At 56.8% G+C, this 25,249-nt stretch carries 26 protein-coding genes; 17 read left to right on the top strand and 9 right to left on the bottom strand.

Features of this window, described 5'->3' with window-relative positions:
- The first annotated feature begins 231 nt into the window (after positions 1–231).
- Positions 232–600 (top strand): H-NS histone family protein, encoded by a 369-nt coding sequence (locus AAGF34_RS21940; protein WP_342617829.1) that lies wholly within the window; start codon positions 232–234, stop codon positions 598–600.
- 64 nt (positions 601–664) lie between these two features.
- On the opposite strand, the gene AAGF34_RS21935 is transcribed toward AAGF34_RS21940, so the two are convergent.
- The 3 genes from AAGF34_RS21935 to AAGF34_RS21925 are packed head-to-tail and all read right to left on the bottom strand — an operon-like array spanning position 665 to position 2,456.
- Complete coding sequence (locus AAGF34_RS21935; RefSeq protein ID WP_342617828.1) at positions 665–1,240, bottom strand: YceI family protein; 576 nt, start codon at positions 1,238–1,240, stop codon at positions 665–667.
- Between the two features lie 51 nt (positions 1,241–1,291).
- Positions 1,292–1,867: a YceI family protein gene (locus AAGF34_RS21930; RefSeq protein WP_342617827.1), complete on the bottom strand. Its 576-nt coding sequence runs from the start codon at positions 1,865–1,867 to the stop codon at positions 1,292–1,294.
- 28 nt (positions 1,868–1,895) lie between these two features.
- The gene (locus AAGF34_RS21925) at positions 1,896–2,456 is read right to left on the bottom strand and encodes a cytochrome b (RefSeq protein ID WP_342617826.1); all 561 of its coding nucleotides are present in this window, start codon (positions 2,454–2,456) and stop codon (positions 1,896–1,898) included.
- A gap of 153 nt (positions 2,457–2,609) precedes the next feature.
- On the opposite strand from AAGF34_RS21925, the gene surE reads away from it, so the two are divergent.
- The 5 genes from surE to rlmD are packed head-to-tail and all read left to right on the top strand — an operon-like array spanning position 2,610 to position 7,535.
- Complete coding sequence (surE, locus tag AAGF34_RS21920) at positions 2,610–3,374, top strand: 5'/3'-nucleotidase SurE (protein WP_342617825.1); 765 nt, start codon at positions 2,610–2,612, stop codon at positions 3,372–3,374.
- Between the two features lie 12 nt (positions 3,375–3,386).
- Positions 3,387–4,154, top strand: a complete 768-nt coding sequence (locus tag AAGF34_RS21915) for a protein-L-isoaspartate(D-aspartate) O-methyltransferase (protein ID WP_342617824.1) — start codon at positions 3,387–3,389, stop codon at positions 4,152–4,154.
- A 19-nt stretch (positions 4,155–4,173) separates the two neighbouring features.
- The gene (locus AAGF34_RS21910; protein ID WP_342617823.1) at positions 4,174–5,076 is read left to right on the top strand and encodes a peptidoglycan DD-metalloendopeptidase family protein; all 903 of its coding nucleotides are present in this window, start codon (positions 4,174–4,176) and stop codon (positions 5,074–5,076) included.
- Between the two features lie 11 nt (positions 5,077–5,087).
- On the top strand, positions 5,088–6,050 hold the full coding sequence (locus AAGF34_RS21905; protein WP_342617822.1) for a sigma-70 family RNA polymerase sigma factor: 963 nt from the start codon (positions 5,088–5,090) through the stop codon (positions 6,048–6,050).
- Between the two features lie 18 nt (positions 6,051–6,068).
- A complete protein-coding gene (rlmD, locus tag AAGF34_RS21900; RefSeq protein WP_342617821.1) occupies positions 6,069–7,535 on the top strand; it encodes a 23S rRNA (uracil(1939)-C(5))-methyltransferase RlmD in 1,467 nt (488 codons plus the stop codon).
- Positions 7,536–7,575: 40 nt separating this feature from the next.
- On the opposite strand, the gene AAGF34_RS21895 is transcribed toward rlmD, so the two are convergent.
- Both AAGF34_RS21895 and AAGF34_RS21890 read right to left on the bottom strand, forming a co-directional pair.
- Positions 7,576–7,977, bottom strand: coding sequence for a hypothetical protein (locus AAGF34_RS21895; protein ID WP_342621159.1), 402 nt, complete (start codon positions 7,975–7,977; stop codon positions 7,576–7,578).
- A gap of 125 nt (positions 7,978–8,102) precedes the next feature.
- Positions 8,103–8,798: a Bax inhibitor-1/YccA family protein gene (locus AAGF34_RS21890; protein ID WP_342617819.1), complete on the bottom strand. Its 696-nt coding sequence runs from the start codon at positions 8,796–8,798 to the stop codon at positions 8,103–8,105.
- 183 nt (positions 8,799–8,981) lie between these two features.
- Between AAGF34_RS21890 and AAGF34_RS21885 the strand changes: the two genes are divergently transcribed.
- Positions 8,982–9,389, top strand: a complete 408-nt coding sequence (locus tag AAGF34_RS21885; protein ID WP_342617818.1) for a heme-binding protein — start codon at positions 8,982–8,984, stop codon at positions 9,387–9,389.
- A 1-nt stretch (position 9,390) separates the two neighbouring features.
- Here AAGF34_RS21885 and AAGF34_RS21880 read toward each other — a convergent pair whose 3' ends face one another.
- The gene (locus AAGF34_RS21880; RefSeq protein ID WP_342617817.1) at positions 9,391–10,212 is read right to left on the bottom strand and encodes a pyruvate, water dikinase regulatory protein; all 822 of its coding nucleotides are present in this window, start codon (positions 10,210–10,212) and stop codon (positions 9,391–9,393) included.
- A 150-nt stretch (positions 10,213–10,362) separates the two neighbouring features.
- On the opposite strand from AAGF34_RS21880, the gene ppsA reads away from it, so the two are divergent.
- From ppsA to dnaB, 7 genes are all read left to right on the top strand, one after another.
- Entirely contained in the window at positions 10,363–12,753 is a 2,391-nt protein-coding gene (ppsA, locus tag AAGF34_RS21875; RefSeq protein WP_342617816.1) for a phosphoenolpyruvate synthase, read from the top strand.
- Between the two features lie 5 nt (positions 12,754–12,758).
- Complete coding sequence (locus AAGF34_RS21870) at positions 12,759–15,029, top strand: VC_2705 family sodium/solute symporter (RefSeq protein ID WP_342617815.1); 2,271 nt, start codon at positions 12,759–12,761, stop codon at positions 15,027–15,029.
- A gap of 122 nt (positions 15,030–15,151) precedes the next feature.
- Positions 15,152–15,517: a 30S ribosomal protein S6 gene (gene rpsF, locus AAGF34_RS21865; RefSeq protein WP_342617814.1), complete on the top strand. Its 366-nt coding sequence runs from the start codon at positions 15,152–15,154 to the stop codon at positions 15,515–15,517.
- 83 nt (positions 15,518–15,600) lie between these two features.
- The gene (priB, locus tag AAGF34_RS21860) at positions 15,601–15,843 is read left to right on the top strand and encodes a primosomal replication protein N (protein ID WP_342621158.1); all 243 of its coding nucleotides are present in this window, start codon (positions 15,601–15,603) and stop codon (positions 15,841–15,843) included.
- A gap of 17 nt (positions 15,844–15,860) precedes the next feature.
- Positions 15,861–16,142, top strand: a complete 282-nt coding sequence (rpsR, locus tag AAGF34_RS21855; protein WP_117173696.1) for a 30S ribosomal protein S18 — start codon at positions 15,861–15,863, stop codon at positions 16,140–16,142.
- A gap of 12 nt (positions 16,143–16,154) precedes the next feature.
- Entirely contained in the window at positions 16,155–16,607 is a 453-nt protein-coding gene (gene rplI, locus AAGF34_RS21850) for a 50S ribosomal protein L9 (RefSeq protein WP_342617813.1), read from the top strand.
- Positions 16,608–16,813: 206 nt separating this feature from the next.
- Positions 16,814–18,220 carry a replicative DNA helicase gene (gene dnaB, locus AAGF34_RS21845; RefSeq protein ID WP_342617812.1) on the top strand — a complete coding sequence of 469 codons (1,407 nt, stop codon included), beginning with the start codon at positions 16,814–16,816 and terminating at the stop codon, positions 18,218–18,220.
- 27 nt (positions 18,221–18,247) lie between these two features.
- Here dnaB and AAGF34_RS21840 read toward each other — a convergent pair whose 3' ends face one another.
- The 3 genes from AAGF34_RS21840 to AAGF34_RS21830 form a co-directional block, all read right to left on the bottom strand.
- Positions 18,248–19,906, bottom strand: coding sequence for a PhoH family protein (locus tag AAGF34_RS21840; protein ID WP_342617811.1), 1,659 nt, complete (start codon positions 19,904–19,906; stop codon positions 18,248–18,250).
- Between the two features lie 179 nt (positions 19,907–20,085).
- Positions 20,086–20,565, bottom strand: a complete 480-nt coding sequence (locus tag AAGF34_RS21835) for a peroxiredoxin (RefSeq protein ID WP_342621157.1) — start codon at positions 20,563–20,565, stop codon at positions 20,086–20,088.
- Positions 20,566–20,699: 134 nt separating this feature from the next.
- A complete protein-coding gene (locus AAGF34_RS21830) occupies positions 20,700–21,065 on the bottom strand; it encodes an Mth938-like domain-containing protein (RefSeq protein ID WP_342617810.1) in 366 nt (121 codons plus the stop codon).
- A 113-nt stretch (positions 21,066–21,178) separates the two neighbouring features.
- Between AAGF34_RS21830 and AAGF34_RS21825 the strand changes: the two genes are divergently transcribed.
- From AAGF34_RS21825 to thrC, 3 genes are read left to right on the top strand one after another with little or no spacing between them, the layout of a single operon-like run.
- Positions 21,179–22,447 (top strand): pyridoxal phosphate-dependent aminotransferase, encoded by a 1,269-nt coding sequence (locus AAGF34_RS21825; RefSeq protein WP_342617809.1) that lies wholly within the window; start codon positions 21,179–21,181, stop codon positions 22,445–22,447.
- Positions 22,448–22,478: 31 nt separating this feature from the next.
- On the top strand, positions 22,479–23,801 hold the full coding sequence (locus AAGF34_RS21820) for a homoserine dehydrogenase (protein ID WP_342617808.1): 1,323 nt from the start codon (positions 22,479–22,481) through the stop codon (positions 23,799–23,801).
- Positions 23,798–25,237, top strand: a complete 1,440-nt coding sequence (gene thrC, locus AAGF34_RS21815; protein ID WP_342617807.1) for a threonine synthase — start codon at positions 23,798–23,800, stop codon at positions 25,235–25,237. Before AAGF34_RS21820 ends, thrC begins: the two co-directional genes overlap by 4 nt.
- Positions 25,238–25,249: the final 12 nt, after the last annotated feature.

Genomic DNA, 25,249 nt, shown 5'->3' with positions numbered 1-25,249 from the left:
AAGGATTTAATAAACGTACGGACATTGATAATTCGCTTGAACTGGTTTTCTGGAGGTCATCTGTACGTCGAAAGATGACTGGGAATTGCTGCGCCGCAATAGAGAGAATGTCAAATAATAGGTATAACAAATTGAAGAAAGATACTCCTAACTATTTACTGTCTTTATTAAATGGTGGTACATTTCCCCTTCAGTGGAGTTGATTCTGCTGAACCTTTGATACCCCTTTCATTGTTGGAAAAATACATAATGTCTAAACTGATCGATCTGCAAAGCCAAATTGCCAGCTTGCAAAAGCAGGCTGAAGAGATTCGTGCCAAGGAATTTGAGGCAACGATTATTGAAATCCGTCAAAAAATGGCTGCTTTCGGAATTACTGTGAAAGACTTGCAGTCCGCCAAGGTCAAGGCAAAGCCCGGACGCAAGGCCAAGGCTGCTTCCGACAAGCCCGCCAAGGTCAAGAAGGCTACCGCTGCGGTGGCTGCCAAGTACCGTGGTCCGAATGGTGAGACATGGTCTGGCCGTGGATTGACCCCCAAATGGCTGGCCACGCTGATCGCGCAAGGTCAGACCAAAGAACAGTTTCTTATTGCCGCTTAAGGTCAATACGTAAAAAAGCCTCGCTGCTTTTCGGCAGCGAGGCTTTTCTTATTTGGGTCAGGTATTATTGCTTGATGCCTTCAACCTGGATCACCAGACGGACATCCTTGGGAAAGCCCCAGTCAATACCGTAAGCCATGCCGAATTGGGTACGGTCGATGGTGGTTTCAAAGTCACCACCACAGGTTTCGCGCTTGACCATAGGGTTCACATAGCAATTGAACTGGTTGGCCTTGAGGGTGACGGGTTGGGTCTTGCCCAGCAACGTCAGGTTGCCGCTGATCTGGCTGACCTTGTCACCGTTGAAGGTGAACTTGTCGCCTACAAACTTGATGGTGGGGTACTTGGCAGCGTCAAACAAATCTGCGCTTTGCAGATGTTTGTTGAAGGCGTCAAAGCCGGTGTTGATCGATGTAACGTCGATGGTCACGTCCACCTTGCCAGTCTTTCCGGCCTTGTCGAGTTGCGCGGTGCCTTCCTTCTTGTCGAAGCGACCGCGGTTGGTCGAAGTGCCGAAGTGGCCGATTTCAAACGTCACGTAGGTGTGCGCTGGATCGAACGCATATGTGGCGACTTCTGCATGTGCGACGCTGGAGAGCAAGGCAGTTGCTGCAGCAAGGGCCAAAATGGTCTTGTTCATTAAAAATACTCCTGAGACTAGTGGTTGGGAAAAGGAAATGAGGAATTTGGTTTAGAGCTTGCCCATGCCGCTGACGGCGAGCTTGAATTTGACTTGTACGTCGTCTGCCACCATGGAGGTGTCGGCCCACTCGTTTTCGCCAATCTTGAAGTTCAGACGCTTAATCGTGAACTGTCCGGTGGCAGTGGTTGCGCCGTTGGCCTGAGTCAAAGCGACGGGAATCTCAACGTCCTTGGCGTTGCCCTTGATGGTCAGCTTGCCGTTGATCTGGAACTTGCCGCCACCCAGGCTCTTCACGCTTGAAGACTGGAACGTGGCTTGCGGAAACTTGGCAATATTGAACCAGGTTGCCTTGGGAAGCTCCGCATCGGATTCGGGGGCACCCAGAGTTGCGCTACCGGTATCGACGGTGAACGCGATCTTGGCTGTTTCGGGCTTGGTGGTATCGAAGCTGATCTGGGCGTCAAACTTCTTGAAGTGGCCTTCGAGCGGTACGCCCATTTGCTTGGTTGTGAAAGCAATATCGCTTTGGGCAGGAATCAGCTTTTGTTGTGCAAAGGCACAGCCGCCTGCAAGTAAGCCAGCAAATGCCAGTGATATCAGTGTGAGGGTGGAGCGAGGTTTCATGGTCATTTCCAGGTAATTGGGGAGAGACTTAACTGCGCAAGGACATGCGCTGGAGCAGGCCATCCCGGTCGACAAAGTGATGCTTTAGTGCGGCTCCCACATGTACGACCACCAAAGCGGCCATGGCGTAGGCGCTGAATTTGTGCCAGGGTTTGAGCAATTCGGCCAACTCTTTGCTCGGTGACACAAAGTCGGGCAACGGGAACTGACCGAATAGCACCACAGGAAAGCCCGTGGCAGAGGTATATGCCCAACCCACAAGGGGAACAACGAAAAACAGTGCGTATAGAGCGACATGTGTTGCCTTGTGCGCCCACAACTGCCAACCGGGCATGGAAATCTCAATGGAGGCAGGCAGGGGCGGCGTAGCATGCGTCAGTCGCCAGAGTAGGCGAAATGCAGATAAGGCCAGGATGGTGATGCCAGCCCATTTATGCCAGTTGAAGAGCTTCAGACGCTGTGGTGAAAATGGCAAGTCGGCCATATACAAACCAAAGCAAAAGATAGCAACTAATGCAATAGCCAGCAGCCAATGCAAAATAATTGACAAGTGGTTGTAACGTTTGGTTGCAATTGATTCGGAACGCATGATGAAAGTCTAAGGTTCAAACGATTGCCAATATTTGCTTCAAATTGTTGACTAGGTTGCAATTTTTTGAATGAAAGCAAATGGAACCCGCCAATGCCTTCAGACCCACAATGGGATACCCAGACCTACAATCAGGGTGAATAACTGCACACCATGAAAATTCTCATTTCCAACGACGATGGCTTTCAGGCGGCCGGCTTAGTGGCTTTATACGAGGCGCTCAAAGACGTCGCCCAGGTCGAGGTCATTGCCCCTGAGGTCAATAACAGTGCCAAATCGAACGCACTGACCCTGCATTCACCCCTTTACGTGCACACCGCATCAAACGGATTCCGCTATGTGAATGGCACTCCGGCAGATTGTGTGCACCTGGCCTTGTCCGGCGTGCTTGATTACAGACCGGATCTGGTCGTGTCCGGCATCAACAATGGCGCCAACATGGGGGATGACACCATTTACTCCGGTACCGTGGGCGCAGCCATGGAGGGCTATCTGTTCGGAGTTCCCGCGATCGCTTTTTCCCAAGTGCAGCGTGAATGGCTGCATTTGGAAAGCGCGGCGCGCAAGGCCCGGGAGCTGGTACTGGGAATGCAACAACAGCAACTGATTGGCTCCAAACCTTGGCTGCTCAATGTGAACATTCCCAACCTTCCATACGAGCAGATCGGACGCACCAAACTGTGTCGTCTGGGGCGTAGGCATGCAGCAGAGAAAGCCATCACCCAGGTCAATCCACGCGGTGAAACCATGTATTGGATAGGTGCTGCTGGTGGCGCGATGGACGATGCGGAGGGGACGGACTTTCACGCCACGGCAACCGGGCATGTGGCTATCACGCCTTTGCAGGTGGATCTGACGGACCATGCCAACCTGGGCTACTGGGCCCAGACTGCTGCGCGCCTGCAAGGCAGCGCTTGACCACCGACAGGAATGAAGCAAAGACCCTCATTCCCCGCGCGGCTGAATCCGTCGCCGCCAGCTACCAAGCCCGCCTCGAAAGGTTCGGGTTCCAATCCAACCGTCCCGGGCCGCCCGCAAGGGTTGGGTATGGATTCCGCGGCGCACCGCCAGCGCATGGTCCAACTCTTGCAAAGGCAAGGAGTGCAAGACAGCGCCGTTTTGAGCGCCATGGGTACGGTGGAGCGCCACCGCTTTGTGGACAGCGCATTGGTCAATCAAGCTTACGAAGACACCAGTCTGCCCATTGGGTTGGGGCAGACCATTTCCAAGCCGGGTGTGGTGTCGCGCATGATCGAGCTGCTACGCAATGGGGCGCAGGGGCGGCTTGGACGGATTTTGGAGATTGGCACAGGATGTGGCTACCAGGCTGCCGTGCTGAGTTTGCTGGCGAGCGAGGTTTACAGCATCGAGCGTTTGCGCGGCTTGCATGACAAGGCACGCGAAAACCTGCGCCCAATGAGGTTGCCCAATGTGCATTTGCTTTTTGGTGACGGCATGGTGGGCTATGCCAAGGGTGGGCCCTATGCAGGCATCATTTCCGCAGCAGGTGGTGAGGCGGTGCCACAGGCCTGGATCGACCAACTGGCAGTGGGCGGACGATTGGTTGCGCCGGTCGTGAGTGGTCATGGCAAGCCGGGAGGGCAGTCGCTGCTGGTATTGGACAAGACCGTAGTGGGGATACGGCAAACCATTCTGGAGGCTGTGCACTTTGTCCCCCTAAAATCAGGCGTTGCCTAGAACTAGCAAGAAAGTGTTTATGTCCCGTATCTTGAATCGTGCAGTTGTTTTGGGTGCAGTCGTGTCGCTACTCAGTCTGGCTGGTTGCGGCTCCAGCCCCATGAACCGTGCACCGGTGGAGGATAGGGGTGCATCCACATCTTCCGTGCCAACCGTTGCGACCGCCGTCAAACCGCCGCCGGGCTTTGAAAACGCAGGCAAGCCTGGTTACTACACCGTCAAACCTGGCGACACACTGATTCGCATCGGTCTGGATTCTGGGCAGAGCAACAAGGACATTGCGCGCTGGAACAATCTGGACAATCCCAATCACATCGAGGTGGGGCAGGTGCTGCGTGTGGTGCCGCCCACCGGTGAAGCGGTGGTAGTGACCAAGCCGGTGACCACCGGTGCCGTGACCACCACGCCCATTGCCACACCAGCCGCGGCCGCAGCATCGGCTGCGGCTTCTGCACCGGCCAAGCCTGCTTCTGCGCCTGCTGCAGTGCCAAGCACTGCCAAGGCTGCCTCGGCGCCAGCATCCGCAGTTGCCCCGGTGGCCGCCGGCAGCGACGAGGATCTGGCATGGATCTGGCCGGCAAAGGGGGTCGTGGTCGGCGAATTTGACGAAGCCAAGAACAAGGGCGTTGATATCTCCGGCGCTGCGGGTGACCCGGTGCTGGCCTCGGCAGATGGCAAGGTGGTGTATGCCGGGGCCGGATTGCGTGGCTATGGCAATCTGATCATTCTCAAACACAACAACACCTTTCTCACTGCATATGCGCACAACCAGAGCTTGCTGGTAAAGGAAGACCAGGTGGTCAAGAAGGGGCAGAAGATTGCTGAGATGGGCAATAGCGACGCTGATAAGGTTAAGCTGCATTTCGAAGTCCGTCGCCAGGGCAAGCCGGTGGATCCTCTCAAATACCTGCCAGCCAAGTGATGGTGTGAGCCATGAAAAAGGACATTCAGGAGCTTTTGAATCCCTTGAATGATTCCTTGGATGGGGAATCACCAGTCGATACTGAACTGGTTAGGGATGTTTTGGAGCTGCATGCGGGCGATGAGTCTGCAGATGCGCTGTCTGTCTACCTGCGCGGTGTGCGCAGGGCTAAATTGTTTACTGCAGAAGAAGAGCTGGAAACAGCGCGTCGCGTAAAGGCTGGCGACTTTGCAGCACGGCAAAGCATGATTGAACATAATCTGCGGCTGGTGATCAGCATTGCCAAAGCCTATGCAGGACGTGGTGTTCCACTGGTTGACCTGATCGAAGAGGGTAACCTGGGCCTGATGCACGCCATTGACAAGTTTGAACCCGAACGCGGGTTTCGCTTTTCCACCTATGCAACCTGGTGGATACGCCAGTCAGTGGATAGAGCTCTGATGTACCAGGGGCGTGCAGTGCGCCTGCCGGTCAACATCGTTCGGGAAGTCCATCAGGTGCTGCGCGCCAAGCGTCTGCTTGAGAATGACGCGTCCCTGGTATCCCAGCGCCCTGATGGCATTCGCAACGATGACATTGCCGCTTTGCTGGGCACAGAGGCGGCCCACGTGGGCGAGTTGCTGGCGATGGCAGAGACACCGCGATCCCTGGATGCCAGCATGGACCCGCAAGGCCAGGACCAAAGCCTGGGAGATCTGCTGGTGGACGAACTGACGCTCGGCCCGGAGCACCTGACCCAGGCCCACGAAGTTGATAGGCTGCTGACGGAATGGGTGGGCACACTGGTCCCACGTGAACGCGAGATCATAGAGTCGCGCTTCGGATTGCATGATACCGACGCGCAAACACTGGAAGTCATCAGCGAGCGTCTAGGCATGACCAAGGAGCGCGTGCGTCAGGTGCAGAACGAGGCGCTGTTCAAGCTCAAGCGACTCCTCTCCCGGCGTGGCATCAGCCGGGATGCGTTGATGTAACCCTGAGACAATCGGGGGATGGAAGAAACCACCACTCCCCCAATTGTTGAAGCGCAGCTTCCCGATGGCTGGCTTGCCGTCAAATCCCTGGACCTGGAAGCCCAGGGCGTTGCCCACAAACCCGATGGAAAGGTAGTCTTCATCGAAGGCGCCTTGCCTTTTGAAACGGTCAGTGCACGCATCAACCGCAGCAAAAGCAGCTTTGAAAAAGGCACGCTGAGCGAGATTCACAAGGAGTCTTCACAGCGTGTTAGACCCGTCTGCCCTCATTTCGGTCTGCACGAAGGTGCTTGCGGCGGCTGCAAGATGCAACATCTGCACATTGGTGCACAGGTCGCTGTCAAACAGCGGGTGCTGGAGGATAACCTGTGGCACATCGGGAAGGTTAAGGCGGGTAACGTCATGCGTCCGATCGAAGGTCCAACCTGGGGTTACCGCTATCGCGCACGTCTGTCGGTGCGGTACGTGCGCAAGAAGGGCTCCGTATTGATCGGTTTTCACGAGCGCAAAAGCCATTTTGTCGCAGACATGAAGGAGTGCCACGTTCTGCCTGCCAAGGTCAGCGCCTTGTTGATGCCGTTGCGCGGGTTGATCGCATCGATGGATGCCGTCCAGACCTTGCCGCAGATTGAGCTCGCAGTGGGTGATTTGCCGGGTGCGGAAGGGCAAGGTGCCGTCATGGCGTTGGTGTTGCGGCACATGGAGGCCCTAAGTCATACCGACAAGGAAAGACTGCGCGACTTTGCCGCAGCGCATCCCGGCGTGCAGTGGTGGCTGCAGGCCAAAGGGCCGGACACCATCGTGCGACTGGATGAGCGGGCTGGACACGAAACCCCGACATTGGCCTACCACTTGCCCGAGTTCGGCATCACCATGCCCTTTAGGCCCACGGACTTTACACAGGTGAACCCGTTCATCAACAGAACACTGGTAGTGCGTGCGTTGGCCCTGCTCGACGTACAAAAGCATGAGCGCGTCATTGACTGGTTCTGCGGCTTGGGAAACTTCACGCTCGCGTTGGCGCGTCAGGCACGAGAGGTTCTTGGGGTAGAGGGGGCAGAGTCACTGGTCGCCCGATCTCGCGAAAATTGCAGCTTTAATGCGGCAACCGCAGGCGTACAACCGGCCCTGGCGCCGACCCGCTTTGTGGCCCGCAATTTGTTCGAAATGACGCCCGAGATGCTCAGCTCGGATGGCGTATCCGACAAGTGGCTGGTGGATCCCCCCAGGGAGGGCGCCTTTGCCTTGGTCCAGGCGCTGGCTGCTCTGCGCTCATCCGATGGTGGGGCAGCTGCCGGTGACGCTTCAGCCTGGACGCCACCGAAGCGCATCGTCTATGTAAGCTGCAATCCCGCTACCTTGGCGCGCGATGCTGGCGTACTGGTGACCGAGGCAGGTTATCGCTGTACAGCTGCTGGTGTGATCAATATGTTTCCGCATACGGCACACGTTGAGAGCATTGCGGTATTTGACCTGCTGAGCTGAACGCTAACCGAGGGCCGGGATTGGGCCTTCGGACGCTCTTCTAGCCCTTTTCAGCGGCTTTGGTTTCTGCGGGTTTGGGTTTTGCTTTTGTCTTGCTTTCGGCCGCGTCTTTCTTGTTCTTCGGCTCGGATACGACTTCCTCGCCAGCGGCCACGGGGGGAACCGGTTCGGCTTTCACGCCTTTGGGTTCCACACCTTCAATCTTGTTTTCCCGCATGTACTGATCCATCTCCTTCCATCCACTGAAGATGGCGGCTTTGGACGCCTTTTCATTCATGGCATAGCAGTCCTCGATGTTGCGCATGCCATAGCGGCAGGCGCTGCCAATCGCTTTGGCATCAGCCTCTTTCTGAATGGCTTTCGGGTCAGCCAATAGCTGGTCTATCAGATCGCAGCCAGTCAAAAGAAGGGTCAATGCCAGTAGAAGGGAGCGTGCAATCATGGGAAAAGCCAATAGGACATAACTGTTTATCGACGTGCGTGCGGTCAAGTTGAGGATAGCGCCATATTCTTAAGCAGTAAAAAGGGCCCGTAAAGGGCCCCTTTTATACAATCGTGTCCGATCGATCAGTCGCGCTCGCCGCCAAAGATGCCCAGCAATGCAAGCAGGTTCTGGAAGACGTTGATGATATCCAGATACAAGGCCAGAGTGGCCGTGATGTAGTTGGTTTCGCCACCGTCAATGATGCGCTTGATGTCGTACAACATGTAGGCGCTGAAAATGCCGATGGCCGCAACTGATACCACGAGCATACCGGTGCTGGAGCCAACAAACAGATTGATCAGGCTGCCAACCATCAGCACGACCAAGCCGACAAACAACCACTTGCCCAAGCCCGACAGATCGCGTTTGATGACGCTGGCCAAGCTGGCCATGACCAGAAACACACCTGCAGTACCACCGAAGGCCGTCATGATGAGCTCAGGGCCATTGCGGAAGCCCAACGTCAATTCAATCATGCGCGAGAGCATCAACCCCATGAAAAAGGTGAATCCCAGCAAGACCGGCACGCCAGCCGCTGAATTCTTTGTCTTCTCAATGGCGAAAATGAAGCCAAAGGCCATGACCAGGAACAAGATCATGCCCAGCCCGCCAGTGAACAACTGGCCAATACCCGAGGCCACACCCACCCATGCACCCAGCACCGTGGGCACCATGCTCAGTGCCAGCAGCCAATAGGTATTGCGCAGCACCTTGTTGCGCTGTTCTGCGGATATGCCGTAGCCAAAGCTGGAGCCCAGCGTGGTATAGCGATCAGTCATAGTCAATCTCCTGGTAAAAAACCTACGTGGTAGGTGCGGCAATTTTAGGCTTTATCAAGGTCTGTGCCGGTAAAGAAAGCACCATTGCACCGATTTCTTGTAGGGCTGATGTGCCTTTGGACACCGTAATGGCGGGGCAGGGTGCAGTTATGCTTGCCGTTTTGCACAGAATCTGGACTTGTCATGAAATCAAAATACGTACTGGAAGCCGCCGAAGTCAAAGCCATCGCCGCCGCCGCGGAGGCCGAAGCGCAGAAAAACAACTGGGCTGTCACCATTTGTATTGTGGATGATGGGGGGCACATGCTGTGGCTGCAACGTCTGGATGGGGCTGCGCCTGTGTCCGCTCATATTGCTCCGGGAAAGGCCCAAACGGCGGCCATGGGTCGACGTGAAAGCAAGGCCTATGAGGACATGATCAATGGCGGGCGCGTTTCCTTCCTCAGTGCCCCAGGCTTGGACGGCATGCTCGAGGGTGGTGTGCCGATCATCAAGGACGGACAATGCCTGGGCGCCGTTGGGGTCAGCGGCGTGAAGTCCACTGAGGATGCGCAAATCGCCAAGGCCGGTATTGCGGCAATCGGCCTCTAATTCAATAGGCCAGTCGGCCCGGGTGGATTTCCTGAAGAATCGTTGTGGCGATCTCTTCGATCGACTTGGTCGTTGTGGACAGTGAGCGGATGCCGGCCCGGCGCATCATGGCTTCCGCTTCGTTGACCTCCATGCGGCAGTTCTCCAGAGAAGCGTAGCGGGAGTTGGGCCGCCGCTCTTGTCGGATTTCGCTTAGGCGTTCAGGCTGAATCGTCAATCCGAACAACTTGCCCTTGTGCGGTACTAATGCCGGCGGCAACTGGCGTCGGTCGAAATCTTCCGGAATCAGAGGGTAGTTGGAAGCCTTGAGCCCATATTGCATGGCCAGGTACAGAGAAGTTGGTGTCTTTCCGCTACGGCTCACGCCGACCAGAATCACGTCGGACATCTCCAGGTCCCGGTTCAATTGACCGTCGTCATGGGCCAGCGAGAAGTTGATCGCCTCAATGCGGTCGTTGTATTCCTTGCTTTTGCTGGCGTCACTGAAACGCCCAATGCGGTGATTGGACTTGATGCCCAACTCGTTCTCCAACGGATGCACAAACGTCCCGAACATGTCCAGAAGCATGCCGTTGCAATGCTCCTCAATGACCTTGAGGACCTCCATGTTCACCAGGGTGCTGAATACGATGGGGCGATTGCCGTCAACCAGCGCCGCATGGTTGATCTGTCGCGTTGCCTGATGCGCCTTGTCCACGGTATCGATGAATGGAAGGCGTACATGGTGTGCCTTTGTCTCGAATTGGGCCAGGATGGCGTTTCCGAACGTTTCAGCGGTGATACCGGTTCCGTCGGAGACAAAAAATACAGTGCGTTGTGGCATGGTGGACGAAATTGAGGTTGGGGCAGGGGCGGCGCCCTACAATGCTGGCAATTTAGCGCATTTTGCACGGTCTACGCGCACAGAACTCCAACAATATAGCGTGCGGTGCAAAGGCGGCTCACACCGGTTTTTAAACTCTGGAGCATTGCTATGTCGAACCTTTTTAGCCCAACCGATCTGGTTGTCCCGTTTGAGCATTTGCGCATGACCGATGTCGCATCGGTTGGCGGCAAAAACGCCAGTTTGGGGGAGATGATCTCCCAACTGCCGCAAGGTGTAAGGGTCCCCACGGGATTTGCCACCACCGCGCATGCCTTTCGCGAATTCCTGAAATTTGACAATCTGGACAAGCGTATCAGCGATCGTCTGGCGAAGCTGGACATCGAGGACGTGCGCGCACTGGCTGTGGCCGGAGCGGAAATTCGCGCCATGCTGGAGGCTCAACCCTTCCCACCAGAACTGGAAAAGGGCATCCGCGACGCATTCGCGGTACTGAGCGCAGGCAACGACAAGGCATCTTTTGCCGTGCGTTCTTCTGCCACAGCCGAAGATCTGCCAGACGCATCATTTGCCGGCCAGCAGGAGACCTTCCTGAACGTGATGGGCATTGAAGAAGTGCTGCACAAGATTCGTGAAGTGTTCGCCTCCCTCTACAACGACCGTGCCATCAGCTACCGGGTTCACAAGGGTTTTGCCCACGACGTAGTGGCGCTCAGTGCTGGCGTGCAACGTATGGTGCGCTCGGACATCGGCGCGTCAGGTGTCATGTTCACGATCGATACCGAGTCCGGTTTTTCCGATGTGGTGTTCATCACCTCCAGCTACGGTCTGGGCGAAACGGTGGTGCAGGGCGCAGTGAATCCGGACGAGTTTTACGTGCACAAACCCATGCTCCGTGCGGGCAAAAGGGCCATCATCCGGCGTAGCCTGGGCTCCAAATTGCTGCAGATGGAGTTCTCCACGCCCGAAGAAAAGGCCGCGACGGGCAAGCTGATCAAGACCATCGACGTGCCGACCGAAATGCGCAACCGGTATTCCCTGACGGATGCCGATGTAGAGCAACTGGCTAAGTACGCCCTGGTTATCGAGGAGCACTATGGCCGTCCCATGGACATCGAATGGGGTAAAGATGGCCTGGACGGTCTGCTCTACATCCTCCAGGCGCGTCCGGAGACCGTGAAGAGCCAGACCAGTGACAAGGTGGAACACCGCTACAAGCTCAAGGGCCGGGGAACTGTCCTGGTGGAAGGGCGTGCCATTGGCCAAAAGATCGGAACTGGTCCAGTGCGCATCGTGCACAGCATTGCAGACATGGACCAGGTTCAGGCCGGGGACATTCTGGTGACCGACATGACCGATCCCAACTGGGAGCCGGTGATGAAGCGTGCTTCTGCAATCGTGACCAATCGTGGCGGGCGCACCTGTCATGCCGCCATCATTGCGCGTGAGCTGGGTATTCCTGCTGTAGTGGGTTGTGGACACGCCACCGAAACCCTCAAGGACTCTACGCTGGTGACCGTGAGCTGCGCGGAAGGTGACACCGGTTTTGTTTATGACGGCCTGCTGGAAACCGAAGTATCGGAAGTCCAGCGCGGTGAAATGCCTGACATTCCCGTGAAGATCATGATGAATGTGGGCAATCCCCAGTTGGCATTTGATTTCTGCCAGTTGCCCAATCAAGGCGTGGGCTTGGCCCGTCTGGAATTCATCATCAACAACAACATTGGCGTGCACCCCAAAGCGATCCTGGACTATCCCAATGTGGATGCGGACCTCAAGAAGGCAGTGGAGTCGGTGGCACGGGGCCATGCCTCACCCAAGGCGTTTTACGTGGACCGAGTCGCCGAAGGGGTAGCAACCATTGCCGCCGCGTTCTGGCCCAAGCCGGTCATCGTGCGTCTGTCGGACTTCAAGAGCAATGAATACCGCAAGCTGATCGGTGGCAGCCGCTACGAGCCGGAAGAAGAGAACCCCATGCTGGGCTTCCGCGGTGCGGCGCGCTATGTCAGTGAGGAGTTCGGCGAAGCCTTTGCCATGGAGTGCGAGGCGCTCAAGCGCGTACGAAATGACATGGGATTGACCAACGTGCAGGTGATGGTGCCCTTCGTGCGCACCCTTGGCCAAGCAGAGAAGGTCACGACCCTGATGGCCAAGCATGGTTTGCGCAGAGGGGAAAACGAACTCAAGCTGATCATGATGTGCGAAATCCCCAGCAACGCGCTGCTGGCTGATCAGTTCCTGGAGTATTTTGATGGCTTCTCCATTGGATCTAACGACCTGACCCAACTGTCATTAGGCCTGGACCGTGATTCGGGTCTGGAGGTGCTGGCTGCAGACTTCGATGAGCGTGATCCTGCGGTGAAGGCCCTGATTTCCATGGCGATTTCTGCATGCAAGCGCCAGGGCAAATATGTGGGCATTTGCGGTCAGGGACCCAGTGATCATCCAGACTTCGCCCATTGGCTCAAGGATCAGGGCATTTCCTCCATTTCCCTGAATCCGGACTCCGTCATCGCTACCTGGCAACAGCTCGCCGTTTGATGTCCATGGCGTTTCCACGTCGGCAGTGGCCCTTGCATGCGGTGCTGTTGCTGGTGTGGTTCGCCTCATCCTTCGGGGTGGTCTTCTTTGCCCGCGATCTCCAGCAGGTTTTTGCTGGCTGGCCCGTAGCATTCTGGTTCGCTGCGCAGGGATCCCTACTGGTCTTCATTGCCATCGTGGTGATCTTTGCGCGTGCCAGCAACCAGCGTGACCCAGTTGATCCGGAGTTCGATCAGATCGCCTTTCGTCAGCGTACCCGCAAATACCACTGGCGCTTTGCGCTGGTGGTTGCGGGAATTCTTGCGCTGCTGTTGGTGTTGGCTTTCGCCGAGCGTATGGGCATGCACAAGGCCTGGATTGCCGGCATCTTCCTTTCGTGCACGCTGGTGTTGTATTCCGTCATCGGAGTGTATGGCCGCACCTCGGAGGCCAGTGAATATTACGTTGCGGGTCGGCGCATTCCGGGGCTGTACAACGGGATGGCAACGGCTGCTGATTGGATGAGTGCGGCGTCCTTCATCAGTCTGGCGGGAGGGCTGTATCTGCAGGGCTTTTCCGGTTACGGCGGGCAACCGGGTGGTCTCGCCTACATCATGGGTTGGACCGGAGGTTTCTGTCTGGTGTCGTTGCTTGTGGCGCCGTATCTGCGGCGCTTGAACCTTTACACCGTGCCCGATTACTTTGCAAAACGCTACGGTGGCCGATGGCCGCGCATGATCGCTGCCATGGCCGCAGTGGTTGTGTCCTTTACCTATGTCGTGGCACAGATCTACGGCGTGGGCTTGATCACTTCGCGTATCACGGGCGTGCACTTTGAAATAGGCATTCTGCTGGGCCTGGGAGGCGTTCTGGTGTGCTCCTTCCTCGGAGGCATGCGCGCAGTGACCTGGACGCAGGCTGTTCAGTATTGGGTGATGATCCTGGCGTTTTTGATTCCGGTTTCCTGGCTGGCGTACAAGCAGGTCGGAAATCCTCTTGCTCCGATTGCATACGGGCAACAACTGCAGAAGATCGCCACACTGGAGCAAGATCTGGTGGATTCGCCTTTGGAGCGACAAGTCATTACAGAATATGCCAAGCGAGCGGATCAGCTTGAAAAGAAGCTGCAGAACGTGGAGCAGTCGCTGCGCCAGGAACGGCAGGAAATCCGTAACAAGCTCAATGCCATGGGCAGTAAGGCAGACGACGATGCGGCTAATCAGTTGCGCCATGATCTGGCTGCTCTTCCGAGAGATGCGTCGGTTGCCCGCGAACGCTGGAGCAATCAGGCATCTGACTATCGCGAACGGTCTAAGCCTTTAGGCGGGCTGGCGCGACACCAATTACCGTTTGAAGGTGACCCTGATGGCTCTGCCGAGCAGCAAAGCATCTTTGACAGCTCGCGCCTGAACTTCCTGGCACTGATGTTCTGTCTGATGGTGGGAACGGCTGGTTTGCCCCACTTGCTGACCCGCTACTACACGACGCCGACGGTGGCGGAAACGCGCCGCTCAGTAGCCTGGTCCTTGGTATTTATCGCACTGCTTTACGTCTCCGCGCCAGCGCTGGCGGTATTGGTGAAATACGAGGTTATGGCTCATCTGGTGGGTCAGCAGTTTGACGCGCTACCCGCATGGATGGCCCAATGGTCGCGCGATCCTTCGCTGTTGAGTTATTCCGACGTCAACGGGGACGGCATCCTGCAATTTGCCGAGTTGAAGATCGGCCCTGACCTGGTGATGCTGGCATCGCCGGAAATCAGTGGCTTGCCCTATGTGGTTTCGGTATTGGTGGCCGCTGGTGGCCTTGCGGCTGCCTTGTCTACCGCGGACGGGCTGTTGCTTACCATCGGCAACGCCTTGGCGCACGACGTGTATTTCAAGGGTGACAGTAGCAAGGCGCAGGCTATGCGCAGAGTCATGTGGTCCAAGTTCGCGTTGTTGGTGGTTGCATTGATTGCCGCCTATGTGGCGGCGCAACGTCCGGCCGGCATCCTGTATCTGGTAGCTGCCTCCTTTTCATTGGCCGGCGCTGCATTTGTGCCAGCCATGGTTCTTGGCATCTTCTGGCGCCGTGCAACGCGGGTTGGCGCAATTGGAGGCATGTTGACCGGATTGGCGGTCACCATTTATTACATGCTGATCAATCAGGCGGGTGTGCGTCAACATCTGGGACTGGACGGGAGTGGTTTGTGGATGGGGATTCAACCCGTATCGGCAGGGGTGTTTGGCTTTATGGCCGGTTTGTTGGTCACTGTAGTCTTGAGCCTTGTTTCCACACCCGAAGCCTCGGACTGAGGCTGATTTGGCCAGTCCCGTGCTTCTGGGTTACAATCGTGGGCTTCGCCTTGCTGCACCCTGTTTAGACGCCGGGGGTAGCTTTTCCGACCCGCATGCCGGGGTATCCACAAGGAGTATCAATGCGTCATTATGAAATCATCCTCATGATCCACCCGGATCAGAGCGAACAAGTTCCCGCTATGCTGGAGCGTTACAAGGGCATGATCACCGCTGGCGGTGGCAAGGTGCACCGTGTTGAAGACTGGGGCCGTCGTCAGATGGTTTACATGATCAACAAGCTGGCCAAGGCCCATTACCTGTGCATCAACATCGAAGCCGATCAGGCTGTGATGTCCGAACTGGAACATGCGTTCAAGTTCAACGATGCCGTGTTGCGTCACCTGACGGTTCTGAAGAAGAAGGCTGAAACCGGTCCTTCCTCCATGATGAAGACCGTGGAGCGCGAAGAAACACGTAAGGCCCAACAAGCCGAGTACCAAGCCTGATCCTGAAAAATCGATTCTTTTCCCGTTAAGGAGTGCAAGCCAATTCACTGGAACTGAGTGCCGGTATCGCAGAGGTCGAACCCATGCGTTACACACCGGCAGGACTGCCAGCCCTGAACTGCAGACTCGAACATGAGTCTCAGGTTGAAGAGGCCGGTGGAATCAGAACCGTGAAAGTCGCCATCAAGGCGGTGGCCTTTGGAGCACTGGCAGAACGGCTTGCAAAGCAGGCAGTTGGTAGCCAGTGGCAATTCAAGGGTTTTTTGGCAAATGCGCGACAGGGAAAGTCAGTCGTTTTTCACATTCAAGATTTTTTGCAAGATTAATTTTTTAGGAGTCCATCATGCCCGGACCAAAACGTTTCAACAAAGACAAGCGCCCCAAGCGCAACACCCAATCGCTGCTGTTCAAGCGCAAGCGCTTCTGCCGCTTTACCGTGACCGGCGTCGAAGAGATCGACTACAAGGACATCGACACGCTGCGTGATTTCATTGCTGAAAACGGCAAGATCATTCCCGCACGCCTGACCGGCACCCGCGCTATTTTCCAGCGCCAACTGAACACCGCTATCAAGCGCGCGCGTTTCCTCGCGTTGCTGCCTTACAGCGACCAGCACAAGATCTAAGGAGTACGACCCATGCAAATCATTCTGCTCGACAAGGTCGTGAACCTCGGTAACCTCGGCGAAATCGTCAAGGTCAAGGACGGCTACGCCCGCAACTTCCTGATTCCTTCTGGCCGTGCTCGTCGCGCTACTGAAGCTGCCAAGACTGAGTTCGAAGCCCGCCGCGCTGAGCTGGAAAAAGCTGCTGCTGCCAAGCTGGCTGAAGCCCAAGCCCTGGGTGAAAAGCTGGCAGGTACCGCCATCAAGCTGACCCAAAAAGCTGGCGTGGATGGACGACTTTTCGGCTCCGTTACCAACTTTGACATCGCTGAGGAGCTGTCCAAGAACGGTTACAAGGTTGCCAAGTCCCACGTGCGTATGCCCAACGGCCCGATCAAGGTCATTGGCGACAGCACCGTGAGCGTGGCTCTGCACACGGACGTGGTGGTAGATATCACCGTTTCTGTGTACGGCGAAACCGCCTAAGTCGTAACCACTAGCTCAGCCTGCTTGCAGGTGGGGCCGGTTGATACAAAAGCCGCCGGGCTCGCCCTGCGGCTTTTGTTTTTGTGGATCGACTTATCCACCGATGTACACAGTTTGTGCACAGAATCTCCATTAGGTTATACCCAGCCAAACCTCTCGACGCACGCCGATTAGAACCGTAGCATCAAGGGTTACAAGGAATATTCATGTCAGCCGTCATTTCCCCGTTTGATGAATACGGACAGGACCGTCAAGTAGCACAGCTGCGGATTCCACCGCACTCCATTGAAGGCGAGTCCAGCGTTTTGGGCGGTCTGTTGCTGGATAACACGGCGTGGGATCGCGTGGGCGACATTTTGTCCGACAGTGATTTTTACCGGTATGAGCACCGTCTCATCTACGCCGCGATCGGTGTGCTGGTGAATGGGAACAAGCCGGCAGACGTGATCACCGTTTTCGAGCATCTGCAAAGCCAGGGCAAGGCGGAGGAAACCGGCGGCCTGGCCTACCTGAATTCGTTGGCACAGTACGTACCCAGCGCCAGCAATATCCGCCGCTACGCAGAGATCGTGCGTGACCGCTCCATATTGCGCAAGCTGGTGACAGCCAGCGACGAAATCGCCACCAACGCCTTCAATCCGCAAGGCAGGGCGGTTTCGCAAATCGTGGACGAGTCCGAGCAGAAGATCTTCAACATCGGGGAGCAGGGCAAGCGCAACAAACAGGGATTTCAGGCCATGGAATCCCTGGTGGTCAATTTGCTGGACCGTGTGCAGGAAATGGCCGACAACCCGAATGACGTGACGGGAGTGCGAACCGGCTTCTACGATTTTGACCGCATGACGGCTGGTTTGCAGCCGGGTGATCTGATCGTGCTGGCAGCGCGTCCCTCCATGGGCAAGACGGCATTGGCCATCAATATCGCAGAACACGTGGCACTCAATGAGGGACTACCTGTTGCAGTGTTCTCCATGGAAATGGGTGCAGCGCAGTTGGCGGTTCGTATCGTTGGCTCCATTGGTCGAATCGACCAGGGGCATTTGCGTACCGGCAAGTTGACTGACGAGGAGTGGCCACGTCTTTCCGAGGCCATCGAACGCTTGCGCACCATCTCTCTGCACATTGATGAGAGTCCTGGTCTGAACTCCAGTGAGGTGCGGGCCAATGCGCGGCGTCTTTCGCGCCAATATGGTCAGCTGGGGTTGATCGTGGTGGACTACTTGCAACTGATGAGTGGTAACGGCGGAAGCGACAGTGAAAACCGTGCAACCGAGCTCGGCGAAATATCCCGAGGACTCAAGATGCTGGCGCGCGAGCTCAAGTGCCCGGTCATTGCTTTATCCCAGCTCAATCGCAGTGTGGAGCAGCGCCCGGACAAACGCCCCATGATGAGTGACTTGCGCGAGTCAGGCGCTATCGAGCAGGATGCCGACATCATCATGTTCATTTACCGTGACGAGTACTACACCAAGGAGGCCTGCAAGGAGCCTGGTGTGGCGGAAGTCATCATTGCCAAGCAGCGTAACGGCCCAACCGGCACGGTCAAGCTCGCATTCCTGCGCCACATCACCAAATTCGAGAATCTGGCGGCCGGAGGCGGTGGGGACTACTGAGCCCCCACGCCTGGCCCATAACCTGTTTTAAAGCACTTCGCTGGCAAAGTCGGCAAGGCGGGAGCGCTCACCGCGCGCCAGCGTGATGTGCCCACCGTGCGGCCAACCCTTGAAACGGTCCACGGCAAACGTCAAGCCAGAAGAGCCTTCAGTCAGATAGGGTGTATCAATCTGCGCCAGATTGCCCATGCAGATGATCTTGGTGCCGGGGCCGGCACGGGTGATCAACGTTTTCATTTGCTTGGGCGTCAGGTTCTGCGCTTCGTCAATGATCACGTACTTGTTCAGGAAGGTGCGTCCCCGCATGAAGTTCATGCTCTTGATCTTGATGCGGCTGCGGATCAGTTCATTGGTTGCCGCACGCCCCCATTCGCCGGCGCTGGTATCGGTCTTGCCCAACACTTCCAGGTTGTCATCTAGCGCGCCCATCCAGGGGCCCATCTTCTCTTCTTCTGTGCCGGGCAGAAAGCCGATGTCCTCACCCACACTCACCGTGGCACGGGTGACGATAATTTCGGTATAGCGGCGGTCATCCAGTACCTGTGTCAGTCCGGCAGCCAGAGCCATCAATGTCTTGCCGGTGCCGGCAGTGCCGGTTAGTGTCACGAAGTCCACTTCGGGGTCCGTCAGCAGATTCATCGCGAAGTTCTGCTCGCGGTTGCGCGTGGTGACACCCCACACCGCATTCTTGAGGTGGTTGAAGTCTTTCAAGGTCTTCAGCACGGCCGTGGTGCCGCGAATTTCGGTCACACGCGCATACAGACTGGGCTCCCCGGGAGACTCAAAGTACACAAACTGGTTGATCATCATGCTGGGCACTGAAGGACCGTCCACCTTGTAGAAGGTGTGCTGGCCTTGCTGCCAGCTCTCCACGCTTTGGCCATGCGTTGCCCAGAAGTCGCTGGGCAGTGCCAGCGCGCCAGAGTACAGCAGGTCTCCATCTTCCAGCGTCTTGTCATTCTGGTAGTCGTCAGTTGCCAGACCCAGTGCACGTGCCTTGACGCGCATGTTGATGTCCTTGGAAACCAGAACGACTTCACGCGGGGTGAACTTCTTGCGCAGAGCCTCAACAACACCCAGGATCTGGTTGTCGGCCTTGCCTTGTGGCAGGCTGGTAGGCAGTGCATAGTCCAGCGGCTGTGTCTGAAACAGCAGCTTGCCACGGGCATCACGATTGCCCGTGCTGGCCAGTTTGAAGCCAGCCGTGATGTCGGCGCCAGGTGCGCCCGCAAGCGTGTCGAGCGTGCGGCTGGTCTGACGGGCGTTGCGCGCAACTTCCGTCATCCCCTTTTTGTGCGCATCCAGCTCTTCGAGCACGATCATGGGCAGGTAGATGTCGTGTTCTTCAAAGCGGAACAGGCACATCGGGTCATGCAGCAAGACGTTGGTGTCCAGCACAAACAGTTTGGCCGGACCCGTCTCCGTGCGCCTTGTCTTGCGCGTGGTCGTAGTGGTTTTTCCGGCAGTTGTCTTGGCAGCTTTTGCTTCAGCCGGTGCAGGTTCAGGCGAGAGGAACCGCGGGCTCTCCTTGGCCACTGGTTTGATGATGGGAATCACTACGCCCACGGGCTCTGCAGCCGCAGCGGTAGCGGCTTTGCGTTGCGGTCGGCTGGTGCGCTCTGAGGCATCAAAAGCTTTGGCAGGCAGGCGGTCAGCACGTTTGGAAGGGGCGGGGGGCAAGGGCATGTAGTGTGGCTCGCGAAGGAAGGTTGATGAAAAACAGATGCCGCAGAAGTGAAAAAGCCACCTTGAGCCAAGGTGGCTTTTTTAGGGAGCGCGGTTGCAGGAATCAACGGCATGTGCCCCATTATGCATAAGCTGGATGACACCGCCACTGGACGTGTGTCAAAACAACAAACCGCGATTCAGGCGGCTTTTTTGTTCAGCATCTTGACCGACTTAAGCACTTCGTCTACGTGGCCTGGCACCTTCAGACCACGCCATTCTTCTTTCAGCAGGCCATCCGCGCCCACCAGGAACGTGCTGCGCTCAATGCCTTTGACTTTCTTGCCATACATGATCTTGTTCTTGACCACACCAAACATGTGGCACATTTTTTCTTCTGTATCGGCGATCAACTCAAAAGGCAATTCCAGCTTGGCCTTGAATTCGTCGTGCGACTTCATGTTGTCACGGGAAACCCCGAACACAGTGGCGCCGGCTTTCACAAAGTCCTTGTACTTGTCGCGGAATTGCATTGCTTCTGTGGTGCAGCCGGGTGTATTGTCTTTGGGGTAAAAGTACAAAACCAGCGTCTTTCCGGCGTGGGAGGTGTTGGTCACCTTGACGCCACCAGTTGCATTTGCTTCGAATTCGGGAAGGGGTTTATTGACAACAATCGCCATAAGGGTATAAATATCTCGCGTGCAGGTGTCAGGCAAAGTGAAGGTCGAACAAGGTGACAGCGTCAATCACTCTCGGCCACAACCTGCGATTTTACCCTGAAACTGACAGCGCTTCCTTTGGGCGCGTGAATGATTCACACCAAAAGTGCCGCGATTACCCTTCTTCCTTCGCCGGCCAGAAAGTTGAATGTCCGGCAGGCCGCCTGGGTATCCATGGTTTCCACACCAATTCGCAACCTGTAGAGATTTTGCAGACAACGGGGGTGCGGGAACCGGATACGGTCACCACTACCGAACACGATCAGTTCAGGTTGCATGTCGGCAAACACATCGAAGTGCTCGGCCGACAACCCGTCAAAACCTGGGCACTGCCAAATGGAAGTCCCTTTCTGCGGACTGATGTACAGGCTGCTGGTGAACCTCTCCCCATTCACGCTCACCCAACCGGGGCCATAGCCGGTAATGCTATGGCGGTTGCTGGCGTCGGGTAAAAGTTTCATGGTTTGGGTGACGGGATGGGAAAAGTGGCGTTGCCTTTGAAGAGGGCAGGCAAATCGGGCAAGTAACTGTGGTCAAATTATAGGTTTCGCCCCGCACCCCTGTTGGAGAGACTTTGAAACCCATTCGAAAATCCGCGAAATTGTCCAATGTGTTGTATGACGTGCGTGGTCCTATTGTGGACGCGGCGCGCCAGATGGAGGACGAGGGGCTGAAGATCATCAAGCTCAACATCGGCAATTTGGCGCCGTTTGGGTTCGACGCACCCGAGGAAATCCAGCAGGACATGATCCGCAACCTGCCCAATTCAGCGGGTTACAGCGACAGCAAAGGCATATTCGCTGCGCGCAAGGCGGTCATGCACTACACCCAGCAGCAGGGCATTGTGGGTGTGACGCTGGACGATATCTATCTGGGAAATGGCGCCAGTGAACTCATTGTCATGGCCTGCAATGCGTTGCTGGATGACGGGGACGAGTTGTTGGTGCCGTCTCCTGACTATCCGCTGTGGACGGCCGCGACCAGCCTCTCCGGCGGCATCCCCGTGCACTACCAGTGCGATGAAGAGAATGGCTGGATGCCCGATCTGGTCGATATCCGCGCCAAGATCACCTCGCGCACCAAGGGCATTGTGGTCATCAATCCCAACAACCCCACGGGCGTGTTGTACAGCGATGAACTGCTGCGTGGCATTGTTGCCATCGCCCGCGAATTCGGCCTGGTGATACTGGCCGATGAGGTATACGACAAGGTACTGTATGAAGGCGCCCGACACACGGCGATTGGCAGCCTGTCCACCGATGTATTGACCCTGACCTTCAATTCACTCTCCAAGGCCTACCGCTCTTGCGGATACCGTGCCGGCTGGATGGTCATTTCTGGCCCCAAGGAGCATGCCAGCGATTTCATTGAAGGGCTGAACATGCTGGCCAACCTGAAGCTGGGCTCCAACGTGCCCGGCCAGTATGCGATTCAGACGGCCTTGGGTGGTTACCAGAGCATCCAGGACCTGGTGAAGGAAGGCGGGCGTCTGCGGCGCCAGCGCGACCTGGCGTATGAGCTGATCACGGCCATCCCGGGGGTCACGTGCGTCAAGCCTGCAGCGGCGCTCTACATGTTTCCGCGTCTGGACCCGAAGATCTACCCCATTGAGGACGATCGCCAGTTCTTCATGGAAGTCCTGCGCGCAACCCGCGTGATGCTGGTGCAGGGCACGGGCTTCAACTGGCCGACGCCCGATCATTTCCGCATCGTGTTCCTGCCGCATGAGGACGATTTGCGTGAGGCTATCGGGCGACTGGCCCGTTTCCTGGAAACCTATCGCAAACGCATGGGGACCGACGGCTTGGTCACCAAGGCCAATACCGCTGCATCTGTCGCCTAACTCTTTCCCACTTTTTCACCAGCTAGATTCCATGAAACCCATCCAAGTAGGCCTTCTGGGCATAGGCGTTGTAGGCAGTGGCACGTTCAACGTGCTTAAACGCAATCAGCAGGAAATACAGCGCCGTGCTGGCCGCGGTATTGAGATCACCATGGTGGCCGACCTTGACGAGGCCCGCGCCCGTTCCGTCGTCGGTCCGGATGTGCAGGTGGTGAACGACGCACGCAAGGTCATCGCCAATCCGGACATCGACATCGTGATCGAGCTGATTGGCGGCTATGGCATCGCCAAGACGCTGGTAATGGAAGCCATCGCTGCGGGCAAGCATGTGGTTACTGCCAACAAGGCCTTGTTGGCAGTGCATGGCACGGAAATTTTTGCAGCTGCATCCGCCAAGGGCGTGATGGTGGCATTTGAGGCGGCAGTCGCTGGCGGTATCCCCATCATCAAGGCATTGCGCGAAGGTCTGACAGCCAACCGTATCCAGTGGATTGCCGGGATCATCAACGGCACCACCAATTTCATCCTGTCCGAAATGCGTGACAAGGGGCTGGACTTTGGCGTGGTGCTCAAGGAAGCCCAGCGCCTGGGCTATGCCGAGGCTGACCCCACGTTCGACATTGAAGGCATCGATGCCGCGCACAAGGCCACCATCATGTCGGCCATCGCGTTTGGTATTCCGGTGCAGTTTGACAAAGCTTATGTGGAGGGTATTACCAAGCTCTCTTCGCAGGACATCAAATACGCCGAACAACTGGGCTATCGCATCAAGTTGCTGGGCATAGCCAAGCGCCGCGCCGACGGTATTGAATTGCGTGTACACCCCAGTCTGGTTCCTGCCAAACGCCTGATCGCCAATGTGGAAGGCGCCATGAACGCCGTGGTGGTGCAGGGCGATGCAGTCGGTACCACGCTGTACTACGGCAAGGGTGCGGGTTCGGAGCCCACCGCGAGCGCCGTGATTGCTGATCTGGTGGACATCACACGCCTGCATACGGCCGATTCCGCGCATCGCGTGCCCCACCTGGCATTCCAACCGAATGCCATGAGCGACACGCCCATATTGCCCATGACCGAAGTGGTGACGAGTTACTACCTGCGCCTGCGCGTGGCCGATCAGGCCGGCGTGCTGGCCAAGGTGACCGGCATTCTGGCCGACTCCGGCATCAGCATTGACGCGGTGCTGCAGCGTGAGGCCGACGAAGTGGGGGGGGCGGACGCCACCCAGACCGATCTCATCATCCTCACACACGATTGCCAGGAGGCGCAGATGAACACTGCATTGGCCCGCATGCAGGCGCTGCCCACCGTGCTGGAGCCCATTACCCGCATTCGTAAGGAAGAGTTGGCATGAAATACCTCAGCACGCGCGCTCCGGCTTCGTCTACCGAGCGCAAGCGCTTTTGTGAAATCCTGCTGGAAGGCCTGGCGCCGGACGGTGGCCTGTACATGCCGGAACAGTATCCCCAAGTCAGCGACGCAACGCTCAGCCGTTGGCGTACCGTGTACCACAAGCAGGGATATGCAGAGCTGGCATTCGAAGTGCTGTCGCTGTACATCGACGACATCCCCGCTGCCGACTTGCGAGCCCTGTGCGCAAAGACCTACACCGCAGAAGTGTTTGGTACTGGCGAAATCGTGCCGTTGCGGCACGTGGAAGAAGGGCTCTGGATCGAGGCATTATCCAATGGCCCCACGCTGGCCTTCAAGGACATGGCCATGCAGTTGCTGGGCAACCTGTTCGAGTACGAACTGGCACGCCGTGGTGCCGAGCTCAACATCTTGGGTGCGACCAGCGGAGACACGGGAAGTGCCGCTGAATACGCCATGCGTGGCAAGAAGGGCGTGCGCGTCTTCATGACCAGCCCGCACGGACGCATGAGCCCGTTCCAGCAGGCGCAGATGTTCAGTCTGCAGGACGCCAACATCTACAACATCGCCATTGAAGGCGTGTTTGACGATTGCCAGGACATCGTCAAGGTGGTCAGCAACGACCTGGAGTTCAAGCGCAAGTACAAGATCGGCACCGTCAACTCCATCAACTGGGCGCGCTTGCTGGCTCAGGTGGTGTACTACTTTGCTGGCTACATCCAGGCTACCGAGAGCAACAGCGAGCGGGTTTCTTTCAGCGTGCCCAGCGGCAATTTCGGCAACGTCTGCGCCGGCCATGTGGCCCGCATGATGGGCCTGCCCATAGCCAAGCTGGTGGTCGCCACGAATGAGAACGATGTGCTCGACGAATTCTTCCGCACCGGGGTTTACCGCGTGCGGGGCAGCGCCGATACCTTCGAGACTTCCAGCCCCTCCATGGATATTTCCAAGGCCAGCAACTTCGAGCGCTTTGTGTTCGACCTGCTGGGGCGCGATGGGTCACGTATCAAGTCTTTGTTTGGCGACGCCGTCAACAGCCAGGGGCGTTTTGATCTGAGTGCGGATCCGCGTTTCGCAGAAGCCGCCACCCGTTTTGGTTTTGTCAGCGGCCGGAGCACGCATGCGGATCGGCTGCAAACCATCCGCGCAACGTGGGAGCAGCACGGTTTCATGATCGACCCCCATACCGCGGATGCACTCAAGGTGGCGCTGGAAAATCGCGCTGCGTCCAAGACCATGGTGGTTCTGGAAACGGCATTGCCGATCAAGTTCTCATCCACGATTGTGGAAGCGCTGGGCCGTGAGCCGCAACGCCCTGCGGGCTTTGAAGGTATTGAGGCGTTGCCCAAGCGCGTGCAGGTCATGTCGGCCGACGCCAATGCGGTGAAGGCTCTGATCGCCCGCGAGTGTGGCTACTGATACGCAGGACAA

The sequence above is a fragment of the Rhodoferax sp. GW822-FHT02A01 genome, from assembly GCF_038784515.1.
In the GTDB taxonomy this organism is placed as follows: Bacteria; Pseudomonadota; Gammaproteobacteria; order Burkholderiales; family Burkholderiaceae_C; genus Allorhodoferax.
The sequence above is the reverse complement of the archived record's forward strand: the minus strand, read 5'-3'. Positions and strand labels throughout refer to the sequence as shown.